This window comes from Candidatus Brocadiaceae bacterium (assembly GCA_012728835.1).
Lineage (GTDB): Bacteria > Planctomycetota > Brocadiia > SM23-32 > SM23-32 > JAAYEJ01.
On sequence record JAAYEJ010000062.1, the window covers coordinates 98,055 to 119,693 of the forward strand.

A 21,639-nucleotide genomic window follows, 5' to 3' on the forward strand; every position below is an offset into this window, starting at 1 on the left:
GGGTGGTAGCGGAGGAGGGATTTGAACCCCCGACCCGAGGCTTATGAATCCTCTGCTCTACCCCTGAGCTACTCCGCCACCAACGCCCTGCATGTTAGCGTGTAACGCCCCGGCCTGTCAAGCCGAACGGGCAGGTGAGTAGGGCAGATCGAATGCCTCGCGCACGCGGGCCGTCATCTGGGCTTCCGACATCTTCTGGGCGCTGTCCAGGGCGCGGACGCGGCCCGTGAAGTCCTTGTGTTCCCTGAGCGTCTTGAGGAGCTGCTTCTTCGCCTGGCCCGGTCCGAACACGTAGATGCTCTCCGCGGTGCGGGCGGCCCGGCAGATCCTCTCATACAGGCGGTGCGCATGGATCTGCCGCTTCTCCTCCGGGTCGGCATGGGGCGGGAGCCCCCCGTATGCCCCTCTGCGCCCCGAGATCGTCCGTCCGCTGGATCGGCCATGCCTCGGCTGGTCGACTTCCGCGTGCTGCACGTCCGTTTCCCCGTCCTCGTCGATCCACACGAGGTAGGCTTCCCTGTGGTCCAGCCAGATCCCCAGGTAAGGCTTCGTCATGGCGCACTTCCTCCCCAGCATCAGATGCAGGTGCCTGAAGTGTCCGTCCCCCAACAGCCATGACCCCATACTACGCCAGCGGGCGGAACCGAGTCAAGACAGCAGATTGGATGGAAATGGGTGTGGGAGCAGGCAACCGGTGCGAGATTCGCGCGCGGGCCGGAGGGAGATGGGGCCCAGAGCACGCCGCCTGGAGCAGGTCTCCCGGCGGCATGTGCGGCGGGGCCCTATTCGGTGGACATGACGAGCCAGAGGACGAGGCCGCCGACGCCCAGAATGGCCACGCCGAAGCCGATCAGGACGAGCACCAGCGGCTGCTTGTACCACGGGCCGCGTCGGGCGCGGATGGCTGCCAGTTCGGCCGCGACGCGGGCCTCCTCCCTCTTTTTCTCTTCGGCTTCCCGGATGAACCGCTGCGCGCCGGCCAGCATCTTGGCCATGGCGGGCCGCTCGGGGTCCGCCTCGGGAGTCAGTTCGAGTGCGGCCTTCAGGTAGCCGAGGGCGTCGGCGTATCGTTGTTCCTCGAATGCCTTGCGTCCCTGGGCGAAGGCGCTCTTGCGGACCGTCTGCCCGGACTGCTGTTCGATGGCGGTCTGGAGTTCGCGCACCAGCGGGTGGTCGCGGCGTGTGGCGCTGGCGAATTCGAGGGCCTTGCGGGCCTCGGTCGTCTTGCCCTCCTCCAGGAACCGCCGAACCTCGCGCAGTTCGTACTCCACCATCCTGTCGGTCTCGCGCGCGTCATGGAGCTGCGCGCGCGCGTCCTCGAGGCCGGGGCAGTCCACCCAGGTTTGGGCGACGCCGTTGAGCGCCTTCTCGGCCTCATCGTACTGCTGCTGCTTGATCAGGTCGAGCGTGGCGCCCACCCTCTGGCGGGCCAGCGCCATGCGGGACTTGAGGTTGATCAACTGGGCCTCGACGTCCTGCCGGTGGCCGAACTCCTCGGGGATGGACTCCAGGATGGGCAGGGCGTCGGCCAGACGGCCCTCGGCGGCCAGCCGCTTTCCGTCGGCGATCTGCTGGCGGTAGTACTTGCGCTCCTCCTGTCGGTAGGTCTCGATGAAGCGTTGGGCCCGTTCGCGCGCGCGCTGGAACATCTTCTCCCGCGTGCGGAGCACCTCTTCGAGGGCCTTGACGGCGCCCTTGTAGTTGTGGCGGGCGGCCAGGCGGCGGGCCCGCTCTTCGGTGCGGCCGATGTTCATCGAGGTCTGGCGGCGCAACTCGCTGAGGTTCACGCCGCAGGAGGTGCAGATGTCGCGGTCGATCCGGTTATCGGCGCCGCACTCGGGGCACGAGTCGAAGAGAGCCGACAGATCGGCGCCGCAATGGACGCATGTCTTGGCGGTGGGCGGGCTTTCCTTCTTGCACTGGGGGCAGACCTCGTAGGCGCGGGCGAGATCCTGCCGGTAGGTGCGGAAGGCGTCGAGCAGCTCGCGGGCCGTCTGATAGCGTTTGTCCGGGCTCGCGGCCAGGCAGGTCAGGACGATGCGGTCCAGACGGGGGTCGACGCGCGGGTTGGCGCGGCTGGGCGGCGTCGGCGGCAGCCGGTCGGGCACCTTGCCCACAAGGGCGCGGTACATGACGGCCCCCATCGCGAAGATGTCGCTCCGCTCGTCCGTGCGGTTGACGTGCATCTCCTGCTCGGGGGGCATGTAGCCGCGCGTGCCCATCACCTTCTTCTTGCCGGACGCCTGTTCGTCGGCGCTGGCAATCAGGCCGGCCACGCCGAAGTCGGCGATCTTCACCATGCCGTTCTCGTTCAGCATGATGTTGGCCGGCTTCAGGTCGCGGTGCACGACGCCCTTGGAGTGGGCATAGGTGAGGGCATCGCAGCACTGTTCGAGGATCTGGAGGAAAAACTCCTCGTCCAGTTGACCGGAGGCGATCAGTTCGCCGAAGGTGGTGCCTTCGACGAACTCCATGGCGAAGTAGTAGGTCTCGTCCTGGTGGCCGCGGTCGATGATGCTGACGATGTTCGGGTGGTTCAGCGATGCGAGCAGTTCGGTCTCGCTGTCGAACTGCCGCACGAACGATGGGCGCTTGGCGAACTCCTTCGGCAGGATCTTCAGCGCGACCGAGCGGTCCAGCGATATCTGGGTGGCCCGGTACACCACGGCCATCGCGCCCGCGCCGACCATGTCCTCCACCCGGAAGCCGCCGAGCTGGTCGCCCTTCTTGATCTCGCCGTACTCGGCGCGGGCCGCCGCGCTGCTGAAGCCCTCGGTGCCCCAGCCGGCGGTCGACCCGACGCGCACCTCGGTCTGGCCGGACCTGGTGCCCTTCTTGCGGACGATCTCCACCGTCCGGCTGCATGACGGGCAGGCGACTCGCCCCTGCCCCATGTCCTCGTTCCACTCGAACTCGCCACGGCAGTAGGGACACCTCAGGGAAGCCATCTTGCTCCCTTCTGTTCGGATTCCACCAAGCCCTGACCAGCGCCGCCCGACTCGGCGCGCGAAGCCGCCGGAATTCTACTGGAACTGCCCGGTGCCGATCAAGTGCGCAATAATCGGCATGGCAGAAGCCTCAGGGCTCGCCGGGCGGCGGCAAGCCCGGCAGTGCGCGCAGAGGGCATTCGGCGCACGCGCGTCGCGGGCGGCAGTAGCGTTTTCCGAGTTCGACCAGTTGCGCGTGGTAGTCCTTGTACAGCTCCGGATCGCGCGGCAGATGCGACTCGAAAAGCTCCTGCAGCTCGAAGTAGTCGCAGTCCGTATCGACCAGGCCGTGGCGGACGGCCATGCGGACCGTGTAGGCGTCGACGACGAACGTCGGACGGCCCAGGGCATAGAGGAGGATGCTGTCGGCCGTTTCGGGGCCGATGCCGCGCAGGCTCAGCAGTTCGGTTCTCAGTTCCGCCGTGTTGCCGACGACCTGGCTCGGGTCACCGTCGGCGCGGTTCACAAGCCAGCGGGCCAGTTCCTGCAGGCGCGCGGCCTTCTGCCTGTAGTAGCCCGACGGGCGGACCAGTTCCTGCAGGCGCTCGGGCCTGGCCTCGGCCAGGGCGTGGGCGTTGAGCAGGTCGGCCGCCCCCAATCGCTCGATGGCCGTGCGGGCGTTGTTCCAGTTCGTGCGCTGGGTGAGGATGGCGCCGACCATGACCTCGAACGGCGTCTTCGCCGGCCACCACCCCTGGTGTCCGAACGCATCACGCAGGGCTTCGTAGACGCGCATCAGGCAGCCGGCTATCGGGTCGCGCATGGAATCGGCCGTGTTCGGGGGATCAGAACGACTTCTCGATCCGGTAGAGGGTCCAGTGCCGGCCTTTCCAGTTGCAGGCCAACGTCGAGACCGGGCAGTGCGGGGCCACCCGCTTGAGCACCTCGGGCAGCAGGTCCCCCTGCTGCATCAGCCAGACCATGCGGCCTTCGAAGCGGAGCACCCGCAGGCTCTCCTGCACCAGAGGGGCCAGTTCCTCGGGCCGCCAGCGCCGCCCGCCTGAGGGCTCGCTCTGCGGCGGAACGGCGGCAACGGCCGAGAACGTCCGATCGGCGAACGGCAGCGCGGCGGCGTCCCAGCAGGCGAACTGCACGTCGGCGCCGGCGGCCTGTGCGTTCGTGCGCGCCCAGCCGATTCGGCGTTCGTTCCGCTCGCCCGCCACCACGCGCTGCGCTGCGCCGGCCAGGCAGCGTTCGATGGCAACCGAGCCGGTTCCGCAGAACGGGTCCAGGAAGACGTCGTCGCCCCTGGGCTCGGTCATCCGCACCATGGCGGCGGCCAGCGTCGGGTCCGTCGCGCTGCGCGCGTGGCACCGCCTGTAGTCGCGCACGGCCAGCGAGCGCACCGTCAGGCGCGCCAGGAGCCGGCACCACTCGTTGTGGACGTCCACCTTCAACTGAAGGGGCCGGTCCTCCAGCGTAGTGCGGCGCCCGGTGGCCGTGGCGACGGCCTCGAGGGCCAGCTCCTCGACCTGCGCATATGTGAACCGGTGCTCGCCCTTCCTGTCGACACGGATGCCGATCTCCCCGGCCGCCTCGTCGTGGAAGGCGCCGGCCAGCCGCTCCCATCGTGCCAGGGGAAGCGCACGCAGGCGGTCCGTCAGCGGGGCCAGGTCGGCCAGGGACGGGCCGATGCGGACGCGGTCGATGCACAGGAAGACGTTGCCGGCCAGGCGCAGGGCGCCCACGTGCCTGGGGTCGCCGCCGTAATGGAAGGCGACTTCGCTCCAGTGGCGTTCGCCCGGCACATGCAGCCGCTCCTGCACCTCGTCCGCCAGCAGGCCCTCCAGCCCGTACAGGCAGGTGACGACATACCGGTCGGTTCCTTCGACGGCATCCCTGTTCAGCATCCCGAACTCCCTGGCGGAGTGCCCTTCTGCTGCCCGCGCGCGATCCAGTTCCGTGGGGCGGTGACCCACCCGCGTACCAAGACGTCGGGGCCGACGCGAACGACTTCGCAATCGGCCAGGTCCCGCACCGCGCTCATGGCGTCCACCCCCTGCCCCCCCACCGGCCCGAGGGCGCCGGAACCGCCGATCAGACGGGGCGCGACATAGGCCAGCACGCGGTCGACGAGTTTCGCGTCGAAGAACGACCCCAGCACATCGGGCCCGCCCTCGACGAGCACGTTGGCCATGCGGCGTGCGCCCAGTGCGTCGAGCAGGGCCGCCGGGTCGACGCGCGGACTCCCCGGCCCGCCGCGCGGCAGGGACAGCACCTCGCAACCGAGGGCCTGCAGGGCCGGCAGGCCCTCCGGAGGCTCCCCATCCACGCAGGCCAGCAGCACGGGCGCCTCCCGCGCGGTGCACGCGAGCCGCGAATCCGGCCGCGGCGCCCGCCGGCCGCAGAGGACCAGGCGCGCGGCCGTACGGCGCCGCTCCGCGTCGCGGCACGTCAGCAGCGGGTCGTCGGCGCGTGCGGTCCCCGCCCCCACCAGGACGCAGTCGACGAGCCCCCGCAGGCGGTGCACGTCGCGCCGGGACTCGACCGAGCTGATCCACCGGGAATCGCCGGTGCGTGCGGCGGCCCGGCCGTCGATGCTCATGGCCCACTTGGCCGTCACGAGCGGGCGGCCGACGGCGGCCAGCTTGAAGAAGGCCGCGTTCTGACGGGCCGCCTCGTCTTCGCACAGGCCCTCGTCCACCGCGATTCCCGCCCGCCGCAGGATGGCCACTCCCCCGCCCGGGTCGGCAGCCGTCGGGTCCCGAAGCGGGATGACGACGCGCGCGACGCCGGCCCGCACGACGGCCGGCGCGCAGGCGGGCGTCTTGCCCGCGTGATCGCAGGGCTCCAGCGTGACGTAGAGCGTCGAGCCGCGCGCCCGCTCCCCGGCGGCGGCCAGCGCATTGACCTCCGCGTGCGGGCCGCCGAAACGCTCGTGCCAGCCCTCCCCGACGGCACGTCCCTCCCGCACGAGGACCGCCCCGACGAGCGGGTTGGGCTCGACCCACCCGCGCCCCCGCTCCGCCAGGTGGAGGGCGCGCCGCATGGCAGAACGGTCGTCGTCGGAAAAGTCCATGGGACACCCCTGGTCGGGCAGGCGGGCACGCACGCGAATGCAGGCGGTATTATACCGCCCGGGCCGCCTTGATTCAAAACCGGACGGCCGGTACAATTGGCAATCCAGTCAGCAGAGACGCTCTCCCACTCCTTCGGAAGGCCACGGCATGGCATCAAACGCCAGGCATGACCGCTTTGCCTACGACTTTGAGCAGCCCATCCTGGAGTTGGAGAAGCAGATCCGGGCGTTGTCCGAAGGCGACGACGCCGATCAACCCGAGGTGGCGGCGAAGCTCGAGGCGCTCGAGGCCGAGCACCGGCGGCTCCTGGAAGAGACCTTCGCGAATCTGACGGCGTACCAGAGGGTGCGCCTGGCGCGGCATCCGCTGCGGCCGCACCCGATGGACTACATCGACATGCTGGTGACGGACTTCGCGGAGCTGCACGGCGACCGGCGCTTCGGCGACGACCCGGCGATCGTCACCGGCCTGGGCCGGCTGGAGGGGCATCGCCTGCTGGTCATCGCCCAGCGCAAGGGCAAGGAGACCCGGGAGAAGATGGCGGCGAACTTCGGCATGCCGCAGCCGGAGGGCTACCGCAAGGCGCTGCAGAAGATGCGGCTGGCGGAGAAGTTCGGCCTGCCGGTCCTGTGCCTGATCGACACGCCGGGGGCCGCCCCGGCCGTCGGGGCCGAGGAGCGGGGCCAGGCGATGGCGATTGCCGAGAACATCTTCACCATGGCCGGCCTGCGCGTACCCATCGTGGTGCTGGTCACCGGCGAAGGGTGCAGCGGCGGCGCCCTGGGGATCGGCGTCGGCGACCGGTTCGCCATGCTCGAGAACGCCTACTACGGCGTCATCAGCCCGGAGGGCTGCGCCGCCATCCTCTGGAAGGACGGCGCCAGGGCCCCGGAGGCGGCCGACGTGATGAAGCTGACGGCCGCCGACATGCTGGAGGCCGGGATTATCGACACGGTGATCGCCGAGCCCCTCGGCGGCGCCCATCGGGATCCCCATCAGACGGCCCGGAACGTGGAGGCCTACCTGACGGCCGCCTTCGACGAACTGACGGCCCTGCCGATCGATGACCTGCTGGAGCAGCGTTACCGGCGATATCGGGCCATCGGCGTCTACACCGAACCCTCCCCGGCCACCCCTGAGCCGTAGCGTCCGGGCCGGTCCGGGCCGTCAGGCGGCCGTCCGGAATACGTCCCTGTGGCGCAGGGCGCTGACCACGGGCGGCAGACAGGCAAGCGCCCAGAGCGCCAGCAGCAGCGTCACGTCCGAACCGGACCCGAGGCCCAGGCCGTACCAGTGCAGCCCGGCCATCGCCCCGAGCTGTACCAGCGCCACCGCGGCCAGCGCGATCAGTCCGCCCACGGCCCCCCCGCGGCCCCGACGCAGTCCCCTGCCCACCAGGCAGGCCAGCACGCCGGGCACCAGCCAGATGAGCAGGTAGAGGCCCGCACTTGCAGGGCTGCCTTTCAGCAGATGCACCACGGCGCCGACGCCGCCCACGAACGCCGCCAGGGGGCCACCCAGCATCATCAGAACTCCGTAGAAACGCGCCACGCCGGGCACCCGCGGCTCCACGGCGAACAGACGCGGCCAGTCCAGCAGGATGGGGCTCGCGATGAACACGCTCGAGTAGGTGCCGATGACCACGCCGATCGTCAGTGTGAGGGCCACTCCCTGCAGGACCGACCCGCCCATCACATAGAGGATCAGAACCACGATGAGCGTGGTCACAGACGTCAGGACGGTGCGGCTCAGCGTCTGATTGATGCTCAGGTTGATCAGATCGCCGTCGACCGCCTTGCGTCCGAGCGAACCCATGTTCTCCCGGATGCGGTCGAAGACGACGATCGTATCGTTGATGCTGTAGCCGAGAATCGTCAGGAACGCTGCGAGCATGGCCAGGTTGATCTTCACGTCGCCGAACCCACCGACCCAGTCCGCCAGCGCGACGAGGCCGGCCGTGGCGACGACGTCATGGAGCAGGGCCACGACGGCGGCCAAGCCGAAGCGGAATGCATGGAACCGCACGGCCACGTAGAGCACGATGATGACCGAGGCGAACACGACGGCGAGCAGGGCCTTTCCCTGCATCTCCTGGGCCACGGTGGCGCCGATCCGGACCACCTGCTGAACGGCCTGCGGCCGGCCCAGCGCGTCCTGAAGGCTTGCCTGCAGAGCCTCGGCCTCGCCGGCGGGCAGCCGGAGGGTCAGGTCGGAGACCACCACCCCCGGCGCGTAGTCGGTCGCGCCGACGATGATCTCGCCGCGGGACATCAGCCCGCTGTCCTCCATCTGCGAGCGAACGTCTTCGAACGCCATCGGCTGGCCGAGCTTCATCCTCACCAGCACGTGCCCTTCGGACGCCGCCCCCTCGACGGGCGCGAACGTGACGGCCGACGGCGACGGAGCCAGATGAGCGAAGATGGCCTCCATCTGCTCGCGGACCTGCCCGACGTCGATGGCCATGCGATAGGATGGGCTGCGTGCGTCCAGCGAGATCACCAGCAGGTCGCCCAGTGCCTGCTGCTCAAGGCGGGCGCGCACGTCCTGCTCGTCCATCTCAACGGCCAGGCGGGCCGTGACGCCGTCCGGATGGACCTCGGCCAACGGGATGCTGAGCGTCGCCCCCACGGGCAGCTCGCGTCGCAGGTCCTCCAGCCGCTTCCGGGCTCCGACGAGGCGGAAACGCCCGCCCTCGTCGCCCTCGCGCTCCACGGCGATGCCGCCGAACTGACGCCGCTCCAGTTCGAGGACGAGCACTTCGGATTGCACGGCGCCATCGAGCACAAAGGGCATGGTTGCGGCCGGGCCGTCGCCGGCCGGCGGTCCGGTCTCGATGATGGCGAGCTGAGCGCGCTCCAGGCCGGCCCAGGCCAGCGTTCGGAGGATTCGGCCCGGCAGCCCGGGCTGCCGCGCGGCGGCCGATCCGATCGGAGCCCGTACGGTGACGTGTCGTGTGGGGGCCGATTCGGCCGGGGTGATCGCGCCGATGTCGGCCAGTGCGTAGGGATCGCCTCCCTCTCCCAGGGCCTGGCGCAGTTCCATCTCCGTCAGGGCACGCGGCGCAGTCAGCAAGACGGCCCGGCCGTCGCCGGTGATCTTCAGCCCGTCGTCCGCCGGCGGGAGCCCGGCGGCCTGCAGCTTCTGCCGCAGCTCGGCGAGCAGTTCGTCGGTCTCGATGCCCGCCCCCTTGATGCGGATGCCGAAGGCGGTCGCACCCTCGGCGGTCGAGTCCTCCGTGCGAACGGCCTGCACCTCCGCCCTCGGGAATCCGCCATCGGCCAGCAGGGCGCGGACCTCGCTCACGGGCGTCGGCCGCGCCAGCGAGATTTGCACCAGGGAACCGCCCGTGAAGTCGATGTCATAGAGTTCCGCCCCGCGCGTGAAGAACGCCGCCATGCCCACGAACAGCAGCACGGCGGAGGCGATGAGCGCCGGCCGGCGCAGGCGGGCGAAGTCGATCGTCGGCGTGCCGATCCAACTCCGCATCTTGAACGCTGTGAGCCATTCGCGCTCCACGAACGTCTCGAACGCCAGGCGCGTCAGCACCACCGCGGTGAACATGCTCAGCAGGATGCCGAACGAGAGGGTGACGGCGAACCCTCGCACCGGCCCCGTGCCGATCAGGTAGAGGATGAGCCCGGTCAGGAGCGTGGTGACGTTGGAGTCGACGATCGTGGTGAACGCCCGCTCATACCCGTTGCGCAGGGCCATGCGGACCCCTTTGCCGGCCCCGGACTCCTCACGGATGCGTTCGAAGATGAGCACGTTCGCGTCCACCGCCATGCCCACCGTCAGTAGAATGCCCGCCATGCCCGGCAGGGTGAGCGCGGCCCCGAGGAACGACAGGACGCCGACGAGGAAGACCAGGTTGAGCACCAGGGCGGCGTCGGCCACGAGCCCGCAGCGCAGGTAGTAGACGCCGACGAACGCCAGCACGAGGAGGCCGGCGACCGCGAGCGATCGGAGGCCCTTACGGATGCTGTCGCGCCCGAGCTGCGGCCCGACCGTGTTCTCCTGGAGCAGGTCGATGTCCATCGGGAGGCTGCCCGCCTGCAGGACGTTGACGATGTCGGCGACCTCCTGCTGCGTGAAGTTCCCGCTGATGACGCCCGGCCCGTAGATGCGCTCACGGATCCGCGGCGCGCTCCGCAGCACGCCGTCCAGGACGATGGCCAGGCTCCAGCCCTGATTGCGCTCCGTGATGCCGGCAAACCTGCGCATGCCCAGTGCGTTGAACTGGAACGCGATGGCGGGGCGGTACTGCTCGGTCGTCGGCCTCACGGCGCCCGGATCCAGGTACTGGCCCGTGATGGCCGGATCGCCCTTGCGCACGAGGTAGTAGCGTGCCGCCGGGTCGCCGTCGACATGCATCTTGACGAACTCATCCGGGACGTTCCCGGCCTGGGCCTCTTCGTAATACTGCAGGAAGCGCGGCTCGGTCACGTCGCCGTCATCGGGGCGTGGCACGGCGACGCGGAACTCCAGCCGGCCCATCCGCTGCAGCCGGTTCTTGAGCTGCGCCACCTCCGACGCCGTGGCCTGTGGCACCTGGATGAGGATCCGGGAGTTCTCGAGAGGCTGGATCCGGTACTCCTTGACGTTGCTCGGGTCGATCCGCTTCTTGAGGATGTCGATCGTGGCCGCCTGGCTGCCGCCGAGGGCCTGGCCTTCCGCCTGGCGAAGCTGGTAGAGCAGTTCCGTGCCGCCCGCCACGTCGAGGCCCAGCTTCACGCGCCCCGGCACCGTCTGCGACACCTCGTAGAGCACGGTGCCGTCCTCGAGCCGCTCCAGGAAGCGCCGCTCGACGTCCCTCTTGCCCATGGCCAGCGGCAGGAAGCTGCGTTCCTTGACCTCCCGGACGACCTCGTATTCCTCACCCTCCGCCACGCGGTGCCGGGCGGCTTCCTCGGCGGTGGCCGCCGTGTGCACCTCGGCCACGTACCTCTTCACGACCACGCCGACCGGCGGGTAACTCACGTAGAGGGCCAGGAGCAGGGGCAGAACGACGAACACGATCCACTTGGTCGCACGGCCGGACATGGCGTGGGCATTCTGTGAAAATGGAACCGGGGCGGCACGGCCCGGAGGGAACCGAACGGCGCGGCACGCCCGCCGCAGTTCGAGACCCGAAGAATCGTCGAATCATACCATTTCGTGCCCGCCAACTCAAGCGATGCGGTGCTGCCGCCCATGCCGGCACGGACACACACGGACACACGGACACACACACGGACGCCCATGAAACCCACGCCCGCGCCCGGTATAATCCGTTCCGCCGTGCCGCCCGGCACCAGCCCGACCCCGGAGGATGGCCCGTGACGAAGCTCTGCGTCCCCATTACCGAAAACGACACCGAGTCCGCACTCGCCCGCATGCGCTCCCTGCCGCGCGAGGTGGACATCGTCGAGCTGCGGCTCGACATGATGGCCGGCTGCGACCCGGAGCGACTCCTGGCCGGCCGGGACCGCTGCGTCATCGTGACGAACCGCCCCGTGCGCGAGGGCGGTGCCTGCACCGCCCCGGAGGCCCAGCGCCTGGCCCTGCTGAGGCGGGCGGCCGAACAGGGGGCCGAGTTCGTGGACGTGGAACTGGACGCGGTCGGCGCGCTCGGAGAGCTGCCGGCCGGCTGCCGGCGCATCGTCAGCCGCCACGACACGCAGGGCACGCCGGCCGACCTGCCCGCCCTGCTCCGCCGGCTGCGGGACGCCGGCGCCGACGTGGCCAAAATCGCCGTGACGGCGGCAGACGCCGCCGACGTCGCCCCGGTGCTCTCGCTTCTGCAGCGCGAGGCCCGCCGCACGCCCGTGATCGCCCTCAGCATGGGCGAGGCCGGCGTGGCCAGCCGCGTGCTGGCGCCCAAGTACGGCGCCTTCCTGACCTTTGCCAGCGCCGAGCCGGGCCGCGAGTCCGCCCCGGGGCAGGTCACGCTGGACGGGATGCTGAACATGTACCGCATCCGCTCGGTCGACGCCTCCACGGCCGTCTACGGGGTCGTCGCCGATCCCGTCATGCACAGCATGAGCCCGGCCGTGCACAATGCGGCCTTCGCGCATGCCGGCCTGAACGCCGTGTACCTGCCGTTCAGGGTCCTCGACCCCGCCCGGTTCCTGGAGGCGTTCACGCCATTCGACCTGCGCGGTCTCAGCGTGACCCTGCCGCACAAGGAGGCCGTGCTGCCCCTCATGGACGAGGTGGAGAGCCTGGCGGCCGAAATCGGCGCCGTCAACACGGTCGACCTGCGCGACGGCCGTCGCTACGGCGTCAATACGGACGTGGCGGCGGCCGTGGAGAGCATCGAGGGGGCCGTGCGCCGCGCCCGGCTCGAGCCGCTCTCGGCCCGCACGGTCCTGCTGGTAGGAGCCGGCGGCGCCGCGCGGGCCATCGCGTGCGGCCTGCGCGGGCGGGTGGGCCGCCTGGTGATCGCGAACCGTACGGCCGCCCGTGCGCGCGCCCTGGCCGGGCAGGTCGGAGTCGACTGGTGCCCGATTGCCGAGATGCCCGCGCTGCGCCCCGACGTGATCGTCAACAGCACGTCCGTGGGCATGTGGCCGCGCGTGGACGACACCCCGGTGCCTTGCGGGATGCTGCGCGAGGGCATGGTCGTCTTCGATTCGGTCTACAATCCCATCCGCACGCGCCTCCTGGCGGAAGCGGAGGCGGCCGGGGCCGTGACGGCGGCCGGGCTGGAGTGGTTCGTGGGCCAGGCGGCCGCGCAGTTCCGGATCTGGACGGGGCTGTGCGCGCCGCGCGCGCTCATGGCCGAGGTCGTGCGCGCCCGCCTGCAGGGCGCGGGATGAGGGCGCTCAGCGGCCGAGGACGATGCGGACCGAGTTCGTGGAGGGCAGGCCCGCCTCCACGATGCGGGACGAGGCCGTGGAGACGTCGTATTCGACGCGCCGTGTGGTGACCGTGCGTTCGCGGTCGTCATAGACGACGTAGGACGCGCGGGGGTCCAGGTCGCGCGGCTGGCCGACGCTGCCGACGTTGACGATGACCTGCCTGTCGTCCGGCACTTCGTACTCGTCGCGCACGAAGTAGTCCACCGGGTCGGTGTGCTCGAAGATCACGGGCACGTGCGAGTGCCCGACGAAGCAGAGGGGGGTCGCCAGGTGTTCGAAGGCGACCTCGACGTCGTAGTTGGTCTGGATGTATTCGAAGCAGTCGGGGCTGAACGGACTGCCGTGCACGAGAGTGACACCGTCGAGAACGTTGATCAGGTCGAGGTTCTTCAGGAAGGCCACTTCGTCGGTGCTGAGCACGCTTCGCGTCCAGTGGACCGAGTCGCGGGCATCCGAGTTGAAGTAGTCCACGTTCAGCCGGCCGACGGTTGCCCAGTCGTGGTTGCCCGCGACGATCGTCGCATTCAGATCGCGCACCATCTGCAGGCATTCACGCGGATCGGCGCCGTAGCCGACGATGTCGCCCAGACACAGCATCCTCTCGGCACCGGCGCGGCGCACGTCGGCACATACCGCCTCCAGCGCCTGCAAATTGGCGTGGATATCCGCCAGGACCGCGTATCGCACCATCCCCTCCAGGATGTTCCCCGCACCACATGGGAAGTGCCTGCATTGTACTCGCCGCGAACGGGCGAGGCAAACGCAAGCGGCCCGGCGCGGGCGTACGGCAGCTCGCGCGCAATTGACAAGGCCGGCGGGTTTGCGGCACTATTGCCGGACCGGCATGCTTCGCCACCTTCAAGTCGAGACGAACGGCGCAGCCCATGAGTGACCTTGTCGCCTCCGTCGTGATTCCCGTCGGCCCGGGCTGCACGTCGCTGGGCCGGTGCCTTGACCGCGTCCTGCGCCAGGAGGCCGTGCGCAAGGAGATCATCATCGTCAGCGACCCCGCCGTGCCCGAGAGCGATCTGCCCCGGGGTTCGGAGGAACTGCGCGTCATGCGCGGACGCCGGGCCGGCCACCCCGGCATGCTGATCAACGACGGCATGCGGGCGGCCCGCGGGCACGTCAAGGTGCTGCTGATGCCCCACTGCGTGCCGTCAGGCACGGGCTGGCTGCAGGGCATGCTGGATCTGTTCGAGGACGAGAGCGTGGGCGTGGTGGTGAGCCAGACGGTCCCGGCCCCGGAGACGCGGCCGGGGCTTGCGGCGTGCCTGCTCGATTCGGTCCGGCCGGCAATCCGGCGCAATCACCGGGACCACCCCGTCCCGGTCGAGACCGTCAGCCACCAGTGCGATGCCTACCGGGCCAGCGTGCTGGCGGACGTCGGCTACTTCGACACCGATCATCTGCCCCACCCGGGCGAGGCGGTGGACATGTCGATCAAGATGGCCGATGCGGGCTTCTCGATGGTGCTCAGCGACAGGGTCGTCGTCAGCCGACAGACGCCCCCTGCCGGTCGCCGTCTCGGGGCGGCGTTGCGGCGGGCCCTGCAATACGGGGCGGCCGATGCGGCGCTGGAGAAACTCCATGACATGCACTGGCTCAACGCGGGGGTGCACGCGGGGGCCGCCGTCTCGCTCTTGCTGCTGCCGGTGGGTCTGCTGAGCCTGCCGATCGGCGTGGCGCTTGCGCTCCTGCTGCTCGTCTGGGGGGCGTTTCTGGCGTTGCGCGTCCCCGTGCTCGGGGTGGACGTCCCGGTCATGGCAGTGAACCTGGCCGTCTACGCGGCCGTCATGCTGCTGGTGAGGGAGGACTGGGCACCCGGCCTGTTCGGCAAGGGGATGCACCCGGCCATCATCCGGCAGTGGTGTCTGCTCGGCTCGACGACGGCCTCCTACCTGCTGCTGGTCGCCCGCACGGCCGGCCAGGGGGCGTGGCGGACGCTGCGCTTGCCGCGGGGCGCCCGCTCTGCCCTGCCCGTCTTCCTGCTCGGCTTCGCCTGGTGGCTCCTGGCCGGTGTCGGCTACATGCGGGAACGTCTGCTGCCCTCCGGGCGAGGCGACTGACGGCCGCGCGTCAGCGGGCCGCCAGAGACCGGCCGCCGTAGGTCGCCACGTCGCCCAGCTCCTCTTCGATGCGCAGGAGCTGGTTGTACTTGCAGATCCGGTCGGTGCGGCACGCGGATCCCGTCTTGATCTGTCCCGCGTTGGTGGCCACCACGATGTCGGCGATCGTGGCGTCTTCGGTCTCGCCGGACCGGTGGCTCACCACGGCCGTATAGCCGGCCTTGTGGGCCGTCTCGATGGCGTCCAGCGACTCGCTCAGCGTGCCGATCTGGTTCACCTTGACCAGGATCGAGTTGCCGACGCCCGCCTCGATGCCCCGGCGCAGCCGTTCGACGTTGGTCACGAACAGGTCGTCGCCCACCAGTTGCACCTTCGCGCCGATCGCGTCCGTCAGGGCCTTCCAGCCGTCCCAGTCGTCCTCGGCCAGGCCGTCCTCGATCGAGAGGATCGGGAACCGCTCGCAGAGCCCGGCGTAGAACTCCACCATGTCGGCGGACGTCTTGACCTGCTTGCCGTCGCCCTCGGCGGCCAGCACGTATTTTCCTGCGGCCTGGATGCCCTGGCCCTTTGCGTCGGAGCCGAAGAACTCGCTGGCGGCGGGGTCCAGCGCGATGAAGACCTGCTCGCCCGGCGCGTAGCCGGCGGCCTCGATCGCCTGCACGATGAGCTGCAGCGCCTCGATGTTGCTGCCCAGGTCGGGTGCGAAGCCGCCCTCATCGCCCACCGACGTGCTCTTGCCGGCCTTGGCGAGAACCTTCTTGAGCGCGTGGAAGACCTCCGCGCCCATGCGCAGCGCCTCAGCGAACGTCTCGGCGCCCACGGGCATCACCATGAACTCCTGCAGGTCCACGTTGTTGTCGGCGTGCTTGCCGCCGTTGAGGATGTTCATCATCGGCGCCGGCAGGCAGCGGCCGTTGGTCCCGCCGATGTAGCGGTGGAGCGGCAGGCCCAGTGCGTCGGCCGCCGCCTTCGCCACGGCCAGCGATACGCCCAGGATGGCGTTGGCGCCCAGGTTGCCCTTGTTCGGCGTGCCGTCCAGGGCGATCATCATCTCGTCGATCGCGCGCTGGTTGACGGCGTCCATGCCGTAGATCTGCGGCTGGATGACCTTGTTGACGTTCTCGACCGCCTGCAGGACGCCCTTGCCGCCGTAGCGCGCCTTGTCGCCGTCGCGCATCTCAACGGCCTCGTGGGCGCCGGTGGAGGCGCCGCTGGGCACAGCCGCCCGCCCGAACCCGCCCGAGGCCAGTTCCACGTCCACCTCGACAGTCGGATTGCCGCGCGAGTCCAGTATCTCCCGCGCCTTCACGCCGATGATCTCCGTCATGATGCTCTCTGCTCCCAGTGCGTGTGATGCTGAGGTATGGACCGGACGCCGACGGCGCCCCCGGTGGCCTGCGGGCGGAATCCGCCCTCCGAGTAGTTATCCGAATCGCCCCGACAAGTCAAACGAATGCCCGGCACACGGGTCTGTGCGGGATCCCCTCATGGCGGCTGCAGGCAGGGGCGCTCGCCGCCGAGGGCGCGTTCCACGTAGGCGCGGCGGATGGCGGCCGTCACCGGGGCGTCCGCGGGAAAGGCGTGCGGGGGGTCCAGGAGGCTCCGAACCCCCATCACGCCGCGCAGGCCGTTCGTGCAGAACACCTCCTCGGCCTCGATCAAGTCGGCGTCCGGGAACGCGCCTTCCCGGACCGGCAGGGTCTCCTCCCTGCAGATGTCCAGCACGATCCCGCGCGTGATGCCCGGCAGCAGCCCGCATCCGACGGCGGGGGTGTGCACGGCGCCCCGCCTGACCCAGAAGAGGTTGCTGGTAGCGCCCTCGGTCAGTCGGGCCTGCGAATTCAGGAAGTAGACCTCGTCCGCCCCGCGCCGCCGGGCGGCCGCCAGGGCCAGCACGTTGTCCATGTAGCTGAGGGCCTTGTGGCGCACGAGCGGCGAACGCTCGTTGCGGCGCCACTCGGACCGCGCGAGGCACAGGGGCGACGGGACGGCCAGCGGGGCGATGTCTGCGGGGCGCGCCTCGACCACGAGCGTCGGCTGCGCCGCCGTCAGGTCCGTCAGCACCCCTGCATGCGCCCCCCGGCTGACGGTGATGCGCAGGTAGCCGTCCTGCACGCGGTTTGCGGCGATCAGGTCGTGCACGGCGGACCTCACCACCCCGGCGTCCGGCGACCATCCGAAGCCCGTGTCCGTGCACGAGGCGGCCAGCCGGGCCAGATGCAGCCCCAGGAACAGCGGCCGCCCCTGGAGGATGCGCGTGGTCTCGAAGAAGCCGTCGCCATACAGGAACCCGCGATCGAGGGCGCTCAGGACGGGCGCATCCCTGGCCACGATCCCCCCGTTCACCCACAGGCGGTCACTGTCCATCGAACGCGGCCTCCGTCAGCGCGTCGAGATTCGGCGCCCGCAGCGCCTCGAAGAGCGCCAGACCCTTGTGGAGCGTCTCCTGGTACTCCAGGGCCGGCACCGAGTCCGCCACGATGCCGCCGCCCACGTGCACGTGCACGCGGCCGTGCGCGCGCACCATCGTCCGGATGGCGATGTTCAGGTCCATCCGGCCGTGGAAGGAGACGTAGCCGATGGCACCGGTGTAGACGTTGCGGGCGTGGGGCTCGAGTTCCTCGATGATCTCCATGGCGCGGATCTTGGGGGCGCCGGTGATGGAGCCGCCCGGGAAGGCCGCGCGAATCAGGGAGAACTCGTCGTGGGTCGGTCGATGCAGCCGCCCCACGACGGTCGAGACCAGGTGGAGCACGGTCGGATGGGCCTCCACCGCCGCATGCTCAGCCACACGGATCGACCCGTAGCTGCAGACGCGCCCCAGGTCGTTTCGCTCCAGGTCCACGATCATCGCCAGTTCGGCATGGTCCTTGGCCGAGGTCCGCAGTTCGCGGACCATGCGGCGGTTGAACGCGTCGTCTCCCTCTCTGCGCGGGCGGGTGCCCTTGATGGGGCAGGTCGAGACGCCGTCGCCGTCGACCAGCAGGAACCGCTCCGGCGACGACGACATGACCTCCAGTTCCGGGTAGCGCAGGTAGGCGGCAAACGGCGCGGGGTTCACCGCGCGCAGGCGCGAGTAGACGGCCAGCCCGTCCGACGGGCACCTTCCGCTGAATCGCTGGGACAGGTTGGCCTGGAAGATGTCGCCGGCCGCGATGTACTCCTTCACCCGCTCCACGGCGGCCAGATAGCGCGCTCGGGAGACGTCCGGCCGGAGCCGCACCGGGGCGACGGCGAGCGGCGCCTCGGAGTCGACGGGCGCCGGCAGGTCCCCGTCGGCCGCGCACCGCCCGGCCCATTCGGTCACGCCTGCGACGTGGTCGAACACGAGGCCTCCGTCGTAGAAGGCCAGGACGAACTCGGGCGCCGGGACGTCGGCGCTGCAGAGCCGGGGCAGCCGCTCGATCCGGTGGCGCAGGTCGTATGAGAAGTAGCCGATCGCCCCGCCGGCGAACGGCAGGTCGAAGCCCGCTGCCTCGAGTCGATGGGCATCGAACTCGCGCGCCAGGACCCGGAACGGATCGCCCGGCAGGACGCGGCGAGCACCCGTCCGCAGGTCGTCCGCCAGCACCGTGCCGTCCACACAGCGCAGCACCTGAAACGGGCTCCAGCAGCAGATGGAGTAGCGTCCCATCGGGACGCCGCACTGTGCGCTCTCCAGCAGGGCCGGGTACGGCCGCCCGGCCGCCGCCCGCAACCACGCGAACGGGCGACAGCGGTGCTCGATCGTGCGGCGGTACACGCGATCCCCGCTCCTCGTTGTGTGGAAACCGAAGACGACACGCCGCAGACAGCGGCCCGCCCTTGACCCTGCCCTGGTCGGCGATGGATTATAGTGCCGCCGGCTGGCGACGGTCAATCACGCCCGGTGCGTATCCTCAGCGAGCCTCCGTGGAGGACGTCCGTGACGAAGCGCGAATTGAACCTGCGGATATTCCGGGGCGAGCCCGTCCCCCGCGTCCTGTGGCAGCCGCGCATGGAGCCGTGGTTCGCCTGGCACACGCTGTTCGGCACCCTGCCGGAGTGCTTCCGCGGGATGGCCCTGCGCGACGTCTACGACGAACTCGACCTCTCGATGCGCTACGTGCACTTCTACACGGGCATGCCCGATCCCGTGCGGGAGGACTACGCGGAGGGCGTGCACGTACGGCGCGAGGTGCTGGCGGACGGCGACACGCTGACGGTGATCGCCACGCCGCACGGCGAGCTGGTGCGACGCGACCACGAGACCGTCGACAGGATGTGGCGGACGGTCGACTACCCGGTCAAGACCGCCGCCGACCTGCCCAAGCTGCGCTGGTTGTTCGAACGAACGACGTATCACTTCGTGCCCGAGAACTTCCAGATGGGCAGCCGTTTCATCGGCGAGCGCGGAGAGCCCCAGTTCTGGGTGCCCAAGAGCCCGTACCAGGCCCTCTGCCAGCAGTGGATGAAGCTGGACGATTTCATCTACGCGCTGGCCGACGAGCCCGCGAAGATCGCAGACGTGATGGACGTGATCGACCGCTCCTACGCCGTGCTGTATGAGGAGATCGTCGCCTCCGGACAGGTGCACATCGTGAACTTCGGGGAGAACATCCACGACAGCCTGCTCTCGCCCGCCTACTTCGAGCGCTACCTGATCCCCTGGTATGAGAAGCGCGCCGGGCAGTTGAGGGGCGGCGGCGTCTTCACGCACATGCACCTGGACGGCAACTTCGCGTCGCTGCTGCCGTACCTGGCCGCCCTGCCGTTCGACGGCCTGGAGGCCCTCACGCCGAGCCCGCAGGGCGACGTGACACTGGAGCAGATCCGCGACCACATCGGCGACAAGGTGCTGTTGGACGGCATCCCGGCCGTGCTCTTCCTGCCGCACTATTCGATGGGGCAGCTTCAGGAGTGCGTGGAGACGGTGGTGGAGATGTTCCACCCGCGCCTGGTGCTGGGCATCTCCGACGAACTGCCGGAGGGCGTGGGCGAGGGCGCCGTGGAGCGTCTGCGGTGGATCGGCGACTACTGCCGTTCCCGGTCGGCCGGCCGCCCCGGATCGTCCGGATCGCCGTAGAACTGCCGGAGAGCCTCCCGGGCGGCCCGCTCCTCGGCCGCCTTCTTCGTGGCGCCCGAGCCGGAGCCCCGCTCCTCCCCGCCGACGTACACGGCCGCGAAGAACCTGCGGTCATGCTCCGGGCCCTCGTAGCGCAGTATCTCGTAGCGAGGGAGTTCACGGCCCTCGCCCTGTGTGCACTCCTGGAGCGTCGACTTGGCGCTGGCCGCCCGCCCGCGGCTGCGCACCCGGCTCACGTGGACCTCGAGCGTGCTGAGTATGAAGGCCGACGCCGCCTGTATGCCGCCGTCCAGGTAGATGGCGCCCACCAGGGCTTCGTATACGTTGGCCACGATCGACTGGGGATAGGCCCCCCGCTTCCGGAGGCCCTCGTCGACCCGGACGAAATCCGGCAATCCCAGTGCCCTTCCCACCCGGGCCATGGTGCGGCGGCTGACGGCGGTCGACTTGATGACCGTCATGGGGCCCTCGGGCATCTCGGGGGCGCTCCGGAACAGGTAGTCCGAGATGACCATGCCCACAACGGCGTCGCCGAGGAACTCCAGACGTTCGTTCGATGGCTGCGACGGACCGGCGGCCGACGCATGCGTCAGCGCATGGCGCAGGAGCCCCCGCTCCCGGAAGCGGTATCCGAGGACTCGCTCGATCCGCTCGAACTCGTCCTCATCGCCGCAGCCACCGGCACCGTCTCGCGCCGTCCCCGGTTCCCGATCCGCATCGCCGTTCATCGCAGACACGTGCTCCACCCTCAGGCCCGGGCAACTCGCCGAATCCCAGACCATTCCACCGCGTCTCGACCGTCCGGTGCCGGCCCTGCCTCGTGCCGACAGGGCGCCGTCGCACGGACGCCGGAGACAGGGGCCGGCGACCGGTTCAGACGTTGCGGCGGACGGCCTCCAGCGGCAGGGCCATCAGCAGGACCCGCGCCGCCGACGGCGGCATGTCGGCAAGGCTGGCCTGCGCCTGCAATGCGTAGGGAGCGGGGTCGGCCGTTCCCTCTTCGTCGATCTGGTCGTCGCGCAGTTGGAAGGCCGTGCCCAGGTGGCGTCCGTAGGCCCGGCACATGGCGCGCCGCCGGTCGTTGACGCCCGCCGCGAGCGCCCCGACCTCCGCGGCCGCCCCGAAGAGCGACGCCGTCTTCATCTCCGCGACACACTGGCCTTCCACCATGGCCTCGCCCAGACACATCTCCTTGCAGGCCGCCGCCAGCACGGCTGCGGCCTCCGGCACGCGGGCCGCCAGAAGGAACGCATCGAAGCAGAACAGGTCGCCCGTCAACAGGGCCGCCGCCGGCCCGAACCGGACGTGCACGGACGGCACGCCGCGGCGATCCTCCGTGCCGTCGATTACGTCGTCGTGGATCAGGCTGGCGGTGTGGATCAGTTCGATGGCCACGGCCGCGTCCACGGCGGTCCGCCAGTCGCCTCCGCCGGCCTCGCAGACGGCCATCAGGATAAGCGCGCGGATCCGCTTCCCGCCCGCCCGCACGATGTGGCGGGCCGGACCGGCCAGGGCCCCGTAGGAGCCGATGCGCGCATGCAGCGCCGGTTCGACCGCCCCCAGGTACCGGTGGGCCAGCTCATACAGCGGTTCGTGCAGACAACCGCGCCAGAATGCCAGGGTATCCTCGGGCCGTCCTTGTTCCTGATCCGACATGCACACCCCGCGCATCTGAGGCAA

The 21,639-nt window shown here is 70.0% G+C and carries 16 protein-coding genes and 1 tRNA gene; 4 read left to right on the forward strand and 13 right to left on the reverse strand.

All coding sequences use genetic code 11. The features are described from left to right. Positions 1–3: 3 nt before the first annotated feature. The 6 genes from GXY85_09990 to ribD all read right to left on the reverse strand — a co-directional run bounded on the left by GXY85_09990 (position 4) and on the right by ribD (position 6,006). A tRNA-Met gene (locus GXY85_09990) sits at positions 4–78 on the reverse strand. Positions 79–117: 39 nt separating this feature from the next. Further along, positions 118–555 carry a hypothetical protein gene (locus GXY85_09995; protein ID NLW51154.1) on the reverse strand — a complete coding sequence of 146 codons (438 nt, stop codon included), beginning with the start codon at positions 553–555 and terminating at the stop codon, positions 118–120. Positions 556–782: 227 nt separating this feature from the next. Next, positions 783–2,948: a protein kinase gene (locus GXY85_10000; protein NLW51155.1), complete on the reverse strand. Its 2,166-nt coding sequence runs from the start codon at positions 2,946–2,948 to the stop codon at positions 783–785. Positions 2,949–3,078: 130 nt separating this feature from the next. Then, positions 3,079–3,723 carry an endonuclease III domain-containing protein gene (locus GXY85_10005; protein NLW51156.1) on the reverse strand — a complete coding sequence of 215 codons (645 nt, stop codon included), beginning with the start codon at positions 3,721–3,723 and terminating at the stop codon, positions 3,079–3,081. A 49-nt stretch (positions 3,724–3,772) separates the two neighbouring features. Continuing rightward, complete coding sequence (locus GXY85_10010) at positions 3,773–4,837, reverse strand: methyltransferase domain-containing protein (protein ID NLW51157.1); 1,065 nt, start codon at positions 4,835–4,837, stop codon at positions 3,773–3,775. Further along, entirely contained in the window at positions 4,831–6,006 is a 1,176-nt protein-coding gene (gene ribD / locus GXY85_10015) for a bifunctional diaminohydroxyphosphoribosylaminopyrimidine deaminase/5-amino-6-(5-phosphoribosylamino)uracil reductase RibD (GenBank protein NLW51158.1), read from the reverse strand. Before ribD ends, GXY85_10010 begins: the two co-directional genes overlap by 7 nt. A 148-nt stretch (positions 6,007–6,154) precedes the next feature. Here ribD and GXY85_10020 point away from each other — a divergent pair, with 148 nt between their 5' ends. Beyond that, positions 6,155–7,153, forward strand: a complete 999-nt coding sequence (locus tag GXY85_10020; GenBank protein NLW51159.1) for an acetyl-CoA carboxylase carboxyltransferase subunit alpha — start codon at positions 6,155–6,157, stop codon at positions 7,151–7,153. Positions 7,154–7,174: 21 nt separating this feature from the next. Here GXY85_10020 and secD read toward each other — a convergent pair whose 3' ends face one another. Beyond that, complete coding sequence (secD, locus tag GXY85_10025) at positions 7,175–11,047, reverse strand: protein translocase subunit SecD (GenBank protein ID NLW51160.1); 3,873 nt, start codon at positions 11,045–11,047, stop codon at positions 7,175–7,177. A gap of 275 nt (positions 11,048–11,322) precedes the next feature. On the opposite strand from secD, the gene aroE reads away from it, so the two are divergent. Then, a complete protein-coding gene (gene aroE, locus GXY85_10030; GenBank protein NLW51161.1) occupies positions 11,323–12,804 on the forward strand; it encodes a shikimate dehydrogenase in 1,482 nt (493 codons plus the stop codon). Positions 12,805–12,810: 6 nt separating this feature from the next. On the opposite strand, the gene GXY85_10035 is transcribed toward aroE, so the two are convergent. Further along, positions 12,811–13,536 (reverse strand): metallophosphoesterase family protein, encoded by a 726-nt coding sequence (locus GXY85_10035; GenBank protein NLW51162.1) that lies wholly within the window; start codon positions 13,534–13,536, stop codon positions 12,811–12,813. A 194-nt stretch (positions 13,537–13,730) separates the two neighbouring features. Here GXY85_10035 and GXY85_10040 point away from each other — a divergent pair, with 194 nt between their 5' ends. Continuing rightward, positions 13,731–14,915, forward strand: coding sequence for a glycosyltransferase (locus tag GXY85_10040; protein NLW51163.1), 1,185 nt, complete (start codon positions 13,731–13,733; stop codon positions 14,913–14,915). 10 nt (positions 14,916–14,925) lie between these two features. Here the strand turns inward: GXY85_10040 and eno are convergent, their stop codons facing one another. The 3 genes from eno to pabB all read right to left on the reverse strand — a co-directional run bounded on the left by eno (position 14,926) and on the right by pabB (position 18,657). Then, the gene (gene eno, locus GXY85_10045) at positions 14,926–16,242 is read right to left on the reverse strand and encodes a phosphopyruvate hydratase (GenBank protein NLW51164.1); all 1,317 of its coding nucleotides are present in this window, start codon (positions 16,240–16,242) and stop codon (positions 14,926–14,928) included. Between the two features lie 158 nt (positions 16,243–16,400). Next, complete coding sequence (locus GXY85_10050) at positions 16,401–17,282, reverse strand: 4-amino-4-deoxychorismate lyase (GenBank protein NLW51165.1); 882 nt, start codon at positions 17,280–17,282, stop codon at positions 16,401–16,403. Then, positions 17,272–18,657: an aminodeoxychorismate synthase component I gene (gene pabB, locus GXY85_10055; GenBank protein ID NLW51166.1), complete on the reverse strand. Its 1,386-nt coding sequence runs from the start codon at positions 18,655–18,657 to the stop codon at positions 17,272–17,274. The genes GXY85_10050 and pabB overlap by 11 nt, the downstream gene beginning before the upstream one ends. Before the next feature lie 162 nt (positions 18,658–18,819). Here pabB and GXY85_10060 point away from each other — a divergent pair, with 162 nt between their 5' ends. Further along, positions 18,820–19,959, forward strand: coding sequence for a hypothetical protein (locus GXY85_10060; protein NLW51167.1), 1,140 nt, complete (start codon positions 18,820–18,822; stop codon positions 19,957–19,959). Here GXY85_10060 and rnc read toward each other — a convergent pair. Together rnc and GXY85_10070 are read right to left on the reverse strand one after the other, a co-directional pair. Next, on the reverse strand, positions 19,908–20,696 hold the full coding sequence (gene rnc, locus GXY85_10065; protein ID NLW51168.1) for a ribonuclease III: 789 nt from the start codon (positions 20,694–20,696) through the stop codon (positions 19,908–19,910). The two genes, GXY85_10060 and rnc, sit on opposite strands and share 52 nt — an antisense overlap. 136 nt (positions 20,697–20,832) lie before the next feature. Beyond that, positions 20,833–21,615, reverse strand: coding sequence for a hypothetical protein (locus tag GXY85_10070; GenBank protein ID NLW51169.1), 783 nt, complete (start codon positions 21,613–21,615; stop codon positions 20,833–20,835). Positions 21,616–21,639 lie beyond the last annotated feature (24 nt).